Source organism: uncultured Bacteroides sp., from assembly GCF_958445495.1.
Taxonomy (GTDB): Bacteria; Bacteroidota; Bacteroidia; order Bacteroidales; family Bacteroidaceae; genus Bacteroides.
Genome location: NZ_CAUCSQ010000083.1, coordinates 1 through 11,466, shown reverse-complemented (window position 1 = coordinate 11,466; position 11,466 = coordinate 1). Strand labels below are relative to the sequence as shown.

The following is an 11,466-nucleotide window of genomic DNA, read 5'->3' as shown; positions in this document are numbered from 1 at the left end:
CCAAGAGGGTCAGTATGATAGTGGTGCGTCCCAGCTTGTCGTGCCACAGCAGGGTGAGGCGTGTCCATCGGGCTTCGCCCTCCGTGTGTTGCCCGTGGCGGTGGCGGCGGCGCATGTCTTTGGGCAGCAACCAGTAGGCAATCCCCGTGAGGCACAGGAGAACCAGCACGACGGCCACCGCGTCCACAACCAGCTTGCCTGCCGTGCCGAACAACTCTCCGCTATGCAGCATCCACACTGTGCGGAAAAGCGTCACCGTCGGTTCGTCACCATCGGGAGCTTTCACTTGTATTTTCCGGAAGCCGGCGTGGGGAGATGTGGAGAGGTAGAGGTACGAACGTCCGGCAACAACCAGCGTGTCGCCCCGGACGGTGATGTCCGAAAGACGTTCCCCCTCATCCAAAGGCAGGGGAATTTCTGTCCATGCTGTTCCTTTGCGACGGTACAGACCGAACTGTCCGGCGGCATACAGCATGCCATCGGGTGTCTGCACTATGCCTTTTATGCTACGGTAGTCCGCTCCTTGGGGAAATCCTTCGTTGAAGTCCGTAAAGGCAGAGGCGGCAGTGTCTGTGCGCCATATCCCGGCTGCACCGTAGGCCAGTATATGTGCCGCGGAATCCTTGTCCGTATAGCGCAGCGTTCCCCGCAGCAGCCCGCCGTTCCATGCATCGAAACGATAACTCGCAGGCAGCCACTTCCGGTTGACATTAATGTCGGCCACCGCTTCACGATGGTTCAGCACGATGCCACTCCAACAGAACATGAGCATGAAAAAGCAGAACAGCAACCCGAACCATTTATGATGTTTCTTCCAAGTTATTCGTTTCATTGTTTTCTTTATCTTTTATTGTCTTGCATTCGCGGTTTTCTTTCGTCTGTTATAGGCGAGATAAAGCCCGGTTACTGTAAACGAAGCCAGAATCAACCCGATTTCCTGCACATGCTCTTGCGGATTTGCCCATAGCTCGTTCAGCAGGTGAATCCGGTCGAACACCTCTACCGCAATCCAAAAGATAATTACGGTGGCAAAGCCGAAACGCAGGCTCATGCCCCACGAAGCATAACGCAACAGCTTGGCGAACATGAACAGCGAACCGATGAAGCCCAGCATTCCCACGAGCAGCGTCACCGGGTGGTGATCGCCGAAGAAACGCTCGTCGTAGCAGAACATTAATGTCAGGTAACACGTCCACAGCATGGTAATCACTTCCATAAAGGCTACGATGCTGGTATGGCGTGTCATGGGACGTGCGGCGATTTCCTTTTTATGCTTGCCGAAGAACAAACGCTGCCACCAGTTCAGGAAGTTGCAGCCGTTGGCGGTACAAAACAGGTACAGCATCATTGTCATCGCCCAAAAACCGAAGGTAGAGGGCAATATCAGGTATTCCGGGCGGCTGATTATCTCGCCTGTCACCGGGTCGAGTTGAGCCTGTGTGCCGAAGCGGTTGGCGTAGTACATAAAGAGGAAGTCAATGGCTCCCATCCAGTAGAACATGCCGCCGAACAAGCCTGATAGCGTCTGCTTTACGTCGCCTTTTATGAATACACCGACAATGACCGTCAACAAACCGAACAGTCCCATGCCCATTCCGGCATAGAACTGTTCCACCCCCGTTGTTCCGTCCTTCAGGGCACGGGCAAGAATATGTGTCAGGGGCATGGCGGTGAGTGTCACGGCTATGGACACCACTGCCTTGCCCCAATGTAATTTGCGCTTTACATCTGCCGTCATTGTACCGTTCCCTTACGTTTCGCACCCTTATACCACAGGTAAACAGCCAAGGCGATAAAGGCCGCGAGGATGATAATCATCTCTGTCTTGTGCCCCATGGGGTCCACCCATATCTCGCTGAACAAGTCCATGCGTCCCATAATCTCGATGGGTGTCCAGAATACGATAACGGTAGCGATTGCCATGCGGATGTTGGCTCCCCAAGCGGAGAGGCGTAATTGCTTGGCGAAGATAAAAAACGAACCTATCAGGCAGCCCACACCTACCAGCAGCGTCACCGGATGATGCTCACCCAGAAACACGTCATCGTAGCAGAACATCAGGAGCAGGTAGCTGCTCCAGAGAAGCATCATCAGTTCCATGAATGTGACGATACTGGTGTGGCGTGTCATGGGGCGGGCGGCGATGTCGTTCTTCTTACCACGGAACAGCAGCCGTTGCCACCAGTTGATGAAGTTGCATCCGTTTTTCGTACTGAAGAGGTACATTACCATAATCATCATCCAGAATCCGAACGAGGCAGGCAGGATGAGGTATTCGGGACGGGTAACAATCTCGCCCGTCACGGGGTCGAGTTCCGGCTGCGTGCCGAAACGGTTGGCGAAGTACATGAAGAGGAACTCCACCCAGCCCGTCCAGAACAGCAGGCCGCCGAAGAAGCCCCATAGTGTCTGGCGTGTGTCACCCTTGGCGAATACGCCGATGATAACCATCATCATACCCACCGCACCCATGGCGAAGGCGGAGTAGTGCAACACGGTCTCGCTCATGGTGTGCTCCATGATTATCATCAGGGCATGGCCCAGCGGCATGGTGAACAGCACCATCAGGAAAGCGGCGATAGCTTTCCACCAGTGGCGTTGCTTGCCGATTGTCGTTGTGTCAGTCATTTTCATATTCCATTAATTTACGTTTGATACATTTTTTATAAAACACCACTGCCAGCAGCGCGACCACCAGCATGGCGGCGTGCAACGTGGCGGTAAACTCCCACGTGGGAGCAGAAGGGCTGTTCCCATATTTGTCCGCCATGACGAAGTGGGTGGCCGTCACCGCTACTGCAAAGATAATGATAACCGGCCATTTTACCCAAGGCCGGTTACAAAAACGCACGAAACGTGCAAGCAGTTTCATCATTCTTTCCGTCATTTCAGTTCGTCACAATAGTAACTGATTCTTCCGCCTTCATCGCCTATCTCCACGTTGGCATTGTACCAGCTTATTATCTGGAGTTTGAAGTAACGTTGTCCGTCAGCCGTGCGTACCACGTAGGTGTGGAATGACGGGGTATAAGTAGGCGGAGGCCCGGAAAAGCTCATGGCCTGCGATAGCAGCGCGTTGGCACTGGTGTTGGTCGTGGCCGGGCCGTTGTTCGGGTCGAACCACGGGTTGGCGTTGAAGTCCAGCCCGTTCTCCACCAAGTAGTGATTCCAGTCGTTCTGCGACATGGTGACTTTCACGTCATCCGTATCGACGACCCACTCCAGACCGGAGGGTAGTTGCGATACGCTCGTCCAGTCATCGTAGCCGCCATAGTCCAGGTCGGCAGCACCGCCCGTACCTGGCCCGCTTGTACCGCTGTTGGTACGCATGGTATATCCGCAGAAAGCCAAATCCCAGTCCATGTTTACCTCCGCGCTGTCGCGTTGCTGCCCTTCCTTGATGTCACGGTTCACTCCGTAGGCATTGTACACCTTACCCGTGCGCAAGTTGAAATAAATCCAGTCGTTCGTCACACCTGTGGAATAACCGCACTTGCGGGGTAGTGTCTTGCCATCGAAGGGTTGGATGTCATCGTAGCTCACGCAAGCCGTCATTGTGAGGCAGACCAGCGCGAGGCACACCGTCTTGAATATTCCTGTACGTTTCATCATTTCTTCTTTCTTAAAGAGTTAATCACATCGTCCAGCATGAACTCCAACTGTACCCATCCGCGTGCGCCCGGAGTGGCGGGCACGTTGAACATGGTAATGCCTGAACCCAGTGTCTTGGGCACGTAGTTGAAAATATTATCCATGCCCAGCGTCAGCTTCACCTTGTTGTAGAAGGTCTGCGATACCGAGAGGTTGCACAACACGTACTGTGGCAGGTCGCAACGGAAGTAGGCATCATAACTCCGGTTGTCCTCTTCCACAAATACGCGGTCTTGCACGTCGAACCGTTTGCGTCCCATGTACGAAGCACTGAACACTGCGTTCAGCCGATAGTTCTTCTTCGTATATTTATAGTCCAGGCTGGCCGTGGCCGCGTGGGGCGAAGTGGTGTTCACCTGTATGCCTTCGTTCTTGCTCACGTTTACGAAACTGTACGTCCCGTTCAGCGTCAGGCAGTCCAGCGCGTGCCAGCGCAGCAGGGCTTCCAGTCCGAGAAGGCGCTGCTTGCTCAAATTGGTGTACTCGAAATTATACTGCATGTCGTAGATGCGCCATACGCCCTCTATCTTGTCGCGGAAGTAATTGCCGTAGGCCGTACCTGAAATAAACAGGCGGTCGTTGCTGTACTCCGCACCTAATGAGAAATAGTTGTTCTTCTCCGGCTGCATATTCTCGTTACCGCGAATCATGAACATGCCGAGGTGGTCCCAGTTGAAGAAGAGTTCCTTGATTGACGGTGAACGATACCCCATCGAATAGTTGGCGCGGATAGCCCATCGTTCGTTGGGTGAATACTTGGCGGCTACCTTGGGCATTCCCATGAAACCGAACGCTTTCGAGAAGTTAGTACGCAATCCGGCGGACACCATCCATTTGGGGTTTATCGTCCATTCGTCCTGCAGGAAATATTCCGTTTCCTTCAAGGCACGGGTTTTCAGGTCGTGGTTGGCATTTCCGCTGAAGCGGTCGCTCGTTAGCTCGTCACTGGTGTGCTCTACGCCGAATATCAGGCTGTGCCCGTCGAAGTAGTTGCTGGTGATGGTGAGGCGCGGCTGCCAGATGCTGCTCATGTAGTCTTTCTCACGGGTGTCGATACGTTCGTGCCGCTTGAAGCGGTCGTAGAAGTCGGCGTGCAGGCTACCCGTCACGCTGAACCAGTCTTTCACATGATAGGTTATCTTTCCTCCCGCCGTCCAGTCGCGTGCCTGGCTGAAAGTCATGTCCTGTATCAGGTCGTAGGTGTTCATGTAGAATGCGCTTCCGTACACCAATACAGAGAGGTTGTCGTTCGGGTCGTAGTACACCTTTTGTGACACCGTGACGTGCTCCTTACCTTCGATACCCATAGGAGGCCGTTCGGAGGAACTTACCACCGTGATGTCATGCGGCAGGAAGGGGTTGGCCTCCTGTGTGTACACCTTCTTGTCGTTCTCCGCCTGGTACATGTAGAAGGCATCTGTCGAGCTGTACCACACATCGGTCTGCGAGGTGAATTTCGATGCCTTGAAGCCTGCCGATACCCAGCCTTGCAGGTTGGGGCGGTCGGCGTTCTGTTCGAACATGTAGAGGAAGTCGCTCGGCTGCGGATTCTTGTAGTTTCGCTCGTTCATCTGCCCGTAGCGCACGCCCGCATCAATAGAAAGGGGTTTGGTGGTCTTTTTGGTTATCAGGTTGATAACCGCACCCGCCGCACGACTTCCATAGAGGGTGGAGCTTGCTCCTTTCACAATCTCCACGCGGTCGATGGCGTGCAGGTTGAAGCGTTCGTAGTCCAAGTTACCCGCCATGTCGCCCGTCATGCGCTCACCGTCCATGAGGAACAGCACGTGGCGGGCATCGAGGCCCTGCATGGAGATTTCATTTCCGAAGCCTACCTTCTGAATGTTCAGACCGGGGGTTTCCTGCTGCAACGCCTGTTGTAGGTTGCTGTAACCGGCTTCTACCAATGCCTTTCCGCCCAAAACTTGTGTCGTGACAGGTGACATCTTGATGGGACGTGCCGTGCGGGAGCCAGTCACCACCACCTCATTCAGACCCAGCGCGTCTTCCTTCAGGTAAACGGTTTTTTCTGTTTCATTGGCTTCTATCTTTCCCGTTTCGGGAATGAAACTGATATAGGTTATCTTGTAATGCCAAGTCCCTTTCGAGGAAAGTTTCAGCACGGCTTCCCCTTCCACGTTCGTAATGGTGAACTTGGGATTTTGTAGGGCTTCATTGTCAGCGTAGGTAATGTTCGCCGCTACGATGGGTTGCTCCGTTCCATTCTCCAATACTTTCAGTTTGAAATCACGCTGCGCTGCCGCATTGATGCATACAAATAATACCCCAAAAAGAATTACGCTTATTTTCTTCATTTGCTATCTTCAAACATTACTCAAATAAAAAGAGGAAAGGGCTTGTTTAATGTCTTTTCCTCTTTTTATATAGATGGATTAAGCCTTACCTTGTTCTTCTTTAGCTTTTTCCAAATCTTTCTCATATTGGGCAAATTCTTCTTCAAATCTGTCGGTGCGGGTCTTGTCAATTACTTGAAGGAATGTTTCTGTTCGTACATTCATCATGTTGTAGTTCACAATAAACTCAATTTTATTGGTTTCTACATTCAGGAAACCTTCGATTGTTGCTCCGCTACCTTCTTGATAGTCGTCGTCTCCAACACCGCCAGCAGTGACATTTCCATCTTTACCTGAAAGTTTAACCCAACCAGAACCTGGATATTCGTCTTGTTCCCAAGAGTTTAACTTCATGATTTTTGTCGCACATCTGAATGATACAGGAAAGGGCATTACTCCCACTTGAAAGTTACTCAAGTCTACCACTAACATGCCATCTTCCCGCCAACTAAAATTAAACAGAGTTGGACACCCTGTATCTAACAGAGTTTTATCCACTCCATTCATTGTGGCTTTAGTAGACAACACAATATCCCCAACAAGAATCTCCTTAGCTTTATCTATATATGCTTGGGATGGTGGTTCTTGAGTTATCGCTTCGTCCGTTTCACATGAAGTAACCCCAAGAACTACCATCAGGCAATAGATAAACAAACAAAAAATTTTGTTATTTATCATCTTTATCTTATATTATTGTTTAACACCTGTGAAATTGATAGTAGCAGGGAACATGTCTATCACTCCAAACTTGCCTTTTACTTGCAGGGTAAAGTTCAATTCGCCATTTTCAATACTTGCATTAGACAATCCATTTTCATTTAAATACAAGTTAATAGTCATGTAAGGAAAAGTACTCATTTTCAAAGTTGCAACAACATTATTTCCAGCATTGGTAGTGAGATTACCATTGGTATCTACAGATACGGGCATGTTAATTGTGATAGTACCGGGCATCTCGCCGATAGGAGCAAGTTGACCATACAGATAACCGGCCTCAGTAATCTCGAATGACATTTGTTGGTCTTCATAACCGCTTTCTTCATTCATTTCAATGTCGTACAAAGTACCAGCATAAGTACCCGCATACTGTTCATTTACGGCCAATACACTTGCTGCATTGTCTGTCAAAACATTCACTTCGCTACCATTGGCAGCATTCATTCCACATACGCTTGCACACAAAAAAGCAAGACTTAAAAACAATTTTCTCATAATATTTTGAAAATTTAGAAATTAATACTACGTTAGTAAAACTGTTAATTCCAAGAATGGGCTTTGTTCTTACTGCAATTTAGCCCTCCCCAACTTGCTAAGACATTAGAACCTTCCCCACCTACATTGTATTTCTTTATGAAGTCTTGCGTGGCAGTCATTTGGAAAGTCTTTTCAGAACAAATAAAACTGGTATTGTCAACAGCTCCCCCCCATCGGGTAAGGTTAGGGTATGTCAGCACCGTATTTGTTCCAAAATCACCGAGCATCAATGTGGGAGTCAGTTGAATACCTCCCAAATCGAGTTTTTCCAGTTGTGGCAGATATTCGATATCAACTGTGGAAATAGTTAAGTTGTCATTGTCCGGCAGGATGATTTCTTTCAGTGCAGGACAATCCAAAACCATCAGCGTACTTCCCTGCAAGGGGTCTTCTTCGATGTCATCGCCTCTTTGTCCAAATATTTTGGATGCGCTGAGGTCAAGGGTTTCCAATCCATCCACTTCCTGCATGGTGATATAATACAGGTTTTCAGCTTCCGAGAAGTTTATGCCGTCTGCTGCGTTCACGTTTTGTATCACAATCATGTTGACAGTTTTCCCTATTTTGAGGTGACGAGGCCAATCTGTCTTTTCGCTCGGCATAATACCCAAACCTGTACCTTCCCAATATGGATGATTAGCTATATACTGTACACCGTCATAGTTTTTTATGCCTAATGTAGGTTCGAGCACCAACATATTGATTTTCTCACTAGAATTCAATCTTTCGCCTAAGTCTATTTGACCATCTTCAGTGAACATGCTGGAAAACGAAGCTTGCAGGGTATTTCTAAGGGCTTCATCGGGAATATCGCGTAAGGTTGTGTAAGTTTGCAGATTGCCATTTTCATCTTCCATCTTCATATCTATAGAGCTATCAGTAATGGCCTCCCTGTTTTGGCGGTAAAAGCGCATCAAATCAGTGCAATTATATTTGGCTTCTTCGGGCAAATATAATTTGTCCATATCGCGCAAATTAGTTATTGTTTCATCACCATTTTCTTCTACAATTACACTAATTAGGTTATTATAGTCATATATCTCGTTACCTGTCAAATCTACACCCGTAATCTGTTCCGGCAACTTGGCAAAGTCGAACGCCGGACCATATCCATTATCCGACAAATCCACATCCGTCAAATTAGGGAACATGGAAAGTTCGGCGAGCGCATCGGTGGAAATTTGTGTCCCGGAGAGGTCGAGCGTCGTTGTATTTTTAGCCAAATCATCAAGCAACAGATTACCGTCTTCGTTAAATGTGTAACCTCTTTGAACAAGAATGGTCTTCAATTCGGTATTCTGCACGACACCCGTGCTGTATGAGGGAGTATTGTCATCATCGCTGCACGATGCCCCTACCAGCAGTATTGCAAATGCCATCAAACTAACATACAAATTGTTTCTTTTCATTTTCTTTAAGAATTTATTGTTTTCGGGCGCAAAAATATAAAAAGTATATTTTTAGAGGAATACCTAAAAATTGGTATTTATTAATTACAAATTACCATTTATTGATTATGAAAAGTGTAAACTTCGATTTACTTCATAGTTGTTTGTTAAAACGATACCTGAAAGAAAGCATGAACCAGCTTCCTATTTGTTGTGTATGCGTTTCCGACAATCCGGTAGAAGAAACACTGCGGGTAAAGTTTTTTTTCTGGCTGAGGATATCCGCCCAATAGAACGACAGTTCCGCTTTCTTCTGTTTGAGGAAACGCCAGGAGAGCGAGGCGTTCCATACAACCTGGTCGTTCTCGCCGGGGGTGATGTTCGTGCCGTTGCGGAAGGAATAGGCGGCGTCGCTCCGCAGCCGGAGGCCGCCGGGCAGGTCGGCGTAGGCATTCAATCCGAAACGGTAATCGCGGGTGTAATCGGCGGTCTGGCGCAAAAGATTGGTGGAGTGGCGGAAACGCCAGTCGCCCGTCAGGTCGAAACCTCCCCATTCGGGCTGGTAGCCTAAACGCAGGTTGGCATTCAGCGAACGGTTGCGGGTGATGCTACGGTCGGGCCGCTCCTTTTGTCCTTCGTTTACAAGGCTCACGCTCTGGGCGAACGCGGCACTTGTACGTGCTGCAATGTTGAAACGCCGCCTGATGCGTTTCTGGTAACGCAGGTTGGCGCGGCTGTTCCAGTTGCCGTTGATGTTTACCGGATAACTTTCCCTGCCACCCGTCACGGTGTTGTAGGTAACAGCCCGTATGATGCTGTTCTGCATGCCGTTCCAGTTCAAGTCACCGCTCAGACCTATTTTCGTGTTCCGGGCTTCCAGCCTTATGTTCTGGTTGTACGAAGGTTTCAGTCCGGGATTTCCACGGGTGACGTTCAGCGGGTCGCTGTTGTCGGTCAAGGTAAGCAGGTCGCCGAGCGAAGGCTGCCGGGTCTCGCCCCGGTAAGTCAGTTGTACCCGTGTCTGTTTCCTGCGCCATGCCACCGTCAGATTAGGGCTGTAATTGCGGGATTGCCGAATGGTGTCCGCCTGCAGCCTCCCCGTCTTCTGGTCGAGGCTTTGCCGTTCGGGGGAAACGGACAGCCCTGTACGGATGTTCCACTCCTTGTCGGCATAGTTCAGGGTAAGAGCCATGTGATGGGAAATGCTGCAGCTTGCGCTGCGGTTGCTCAAACTGTCCGTATAACCGGTTTCGTAATTGTCGGGAAGATACCCTGCCGGGCGGTCGCCGTCGTTCTCCCCGAAGAACGGGGACAGGTCATACGTGTTGCGGTCGCTGTATTGGTGGTCAGACCGGAACTTGTAGGACAGTTGCATCTTCAACCGCTTGCCCAACGGTTGCGTGAAAGCCACTCCTGCCGCAAGGTTGCGGTTACGTACCGGGCTGTGCTGGTACTGGTTGCGGTAAAGCACGGAATCGCCGCCCATGAAACCGGCTAACTGATAATAAGTGGTGGATGATACCGAGAAGTTGTCGCTACCATTGCGCCCGTCGGAATATTGTACGGTCAGGCTGATGTTGCTTCCTCTGTCGTTCAGCTTGCGGGTGACTTCTGCCATAAGCATGTACCGGTTGCTGCGGTTCTCCGAAACGGAACTCATGCGGATAGCGTTTACGCGGATGCTGTCTGCTATGTTATCCTCCGCTCCATCTCCGAAAGGGTCGGACACATCCAGTCCGGGGTCGGCACTGTATGTGTTTTGCCGGTTGCCGTTCTCACCGGAACCTTTCGAGGTGCTGAAATTTCCGGTAAAACTTAAAAACGTTTTTTTATCCACATACCATTGCGCCCCCAGCGCGGCACTTGCCATACGGTTCTCCATACGGTTGGTGTTGGAGGAATAGCGGTAAGTGTTTCCGGTATTCAGGTATTGTTCGTAATAAGAAGTGCCCTCACTTCCGTTTATGGAATTGTTATACATCACGTTGCCGTTCACGGACAAGGCAGAGCCGAACTTCTTTACAAAATTCAGGGCGATATTGTCCGCCCGGTTGTCCTTGTAGGAAGTCGTCATGTTGCGGTTGCCGGATTTGGCGATAAGCGAAAGATTTTCACCGCCCGCCTTGAAATAGTTGCCTGTCAACTCCGCCTCTTTCTTCCGGTTGTTGCCCGCTCCGGCCACGGCGGAAGCAATCAGCGTGCCGTTGAACTCTTTCCGGGTCTGCAGGTCGAGCACATAATTCTCGTTTCCGCTCTTGATGCCGGTGAACTGTTCCATCTTGCTGCGTTTGTCGTACACCTTTATCCTGCTCACCACGTCGGCAGGCAGGTTTTCCAAAGCCAGCGTATGGTTCCCGGCAAAGAACGCTTCCCCGTTTACATTGATTTCGGAAATGGGAAGTCCGTTATAGACCAACGTCTTGTTCTGCCTGTCATATTCCAGTCCCGGTATCTTTTTTACCAGTTCTTCCAGGTTCGAGCCTTCGGGAATCTGATAGGCATCGGCATTGATGACAGTAGTGTCGCCCACCAGTTCCACTTCCTTTATGGGAGCAGTGACTACCACTTCGGCCAGTTCAAGACCTTCCGTCAAGACAATGTTTCCGACATGGATTTTCGCCTTGCTTGTGTTTAATGCACGAAACTCCGGTTTCATGCCGGTATAAGAAACTTTCAACAGGTAAGGCGATTTTTTCTTTGCGTGGAAGCTAAGGCGGAAATTCCCGCCGGCATCGCTCGTCACCCCTTTTACGAGGGTGGAATCTCCGGCTTCGAGTACCAAGATATTGGTATAGGGCAACACCTCTTGTCCTTCTCCA

At 49.9% G+C, this 11,466-nt stretch carries 10 protein-coding genes; all 10 read right to left on the bottom strand.

The features are described 5' to 3' along the window. Window positions 1–832 (bottom strand): PepSY domain-containing protein (locus Q5076_RS17310; protein ID WP_303015006.1); only part of this gene is annotated, 832 nt, incomplete at its 3' end. A 15-nt stretch (window positions 833–847) separates the two neighbouring features. After that, window positions 848–1,738, bottom strand: coding sequence for a hypothetical protein (locus tag Q5076_RS17305; protein WP_303015005.1), 891 nt, complete (start codon window positions 1,736–1,738; stop codon window positions 848–850). Further along, complete coding sequence (locus Q5076_RS17300) at window positions 1,735–2,634, bottom strand: hypothetical protein (RefSeq protein WP_303015003.1); 900 nt, start codon at window positions 2,632–2,634, stop codon at window positions 1,735–1,737. Before Q5076_RS17300 ends, Q5076_RS17305 begins: the two co-directional genes overlap by 4 nt. Beyond that, window positions 2,621–2,875, bottom strand: a complete 255-nt coding sequence (locus Q5076_RS17295; RefSeq protein ID WP_303015001.1) for a hypothetical protein — start codon at window positions 2,873–2,875, stop codon at window positions 2,621–2,623. Before Q5076_RS17295 ends, Q5076_RS17300 begins: the two co-directional genes overlap by 14 nt. A gap of 8 nt (window positions 2,876–2,883) precedes the next feature. Then, complete coding sequence (locus Q5076_RS17290) at window positions 2,884–3,609, bottom strand: HmuY family protein (protein ID WP_303015008.1); 726 nt, start codon at window positions 3,607–3,609, stop codon at window positions 2,884–2,886. Further along, window positions 3,609–5,966 (bottom strand): TonB-dependent receptor, encoded by a 2,358-nt coding sequence (locus Q5076_RS17285; RefSeq protein WP_303015000.1) that lies wholly within the window; start codon window positions 5,964–5,966, stop codon window positions 3,609–3,611. Before Q5076_RS17285 ends, Q5076_RS17290 begins: the two co-directional genes overlap by 1 nt. A 78-nt stretch (window positions 5,967–6,044) precedes the next feature. After that, window positions 6,045–6,683 carry a DUF4903 family protein gene (locus Q5076_RS17280; protein WP_303014998.1) on the bottom strand — a complete coding sequence of 213 codons (639 nt, stop codon included), beginning with the start codon at window positions 6,681–6,683 and terminating at the stop codon, window positions 6,045–6,047. Between the two features lie 12 nt (window positions 6,684–6,695). Beyond that, window positions 6,696–7,217 carry a hypothetical protein gene (locus tag Q5076_RS17275; RefSeq protein ID WP_303014996.1) on the bottom strand — a complete coding sequence of 174 codons (522 nt, stop codon included), beginning with the start codon at window positions 7,215–7,217 and terminating at the stop codon, window positions 6,696–6,698. Between the two features lie 44 nt (window positions 7,218–7,261). Then, window positions 7,262–8,668 (bottom strand): hypothetical protein, encoded by a 1,407-nt coding sequence (locus Q5076_RS17270; protein ID WP_303014994.1) that lies wholly within the window; start codon window positions 8,666–8,668, stop codon window positions 7,262–7,264. Between the two features lie 133 nt (window positions 8,669–8,801). Then, a partial coding sequence (locus Q5076_RS17265) for an outer membrane beta-barrel protein (protein WP_303014993.1) occupies window positions 8,802–11,466 on the bottom strand: 2,665 nt, incomplete at its 5' end.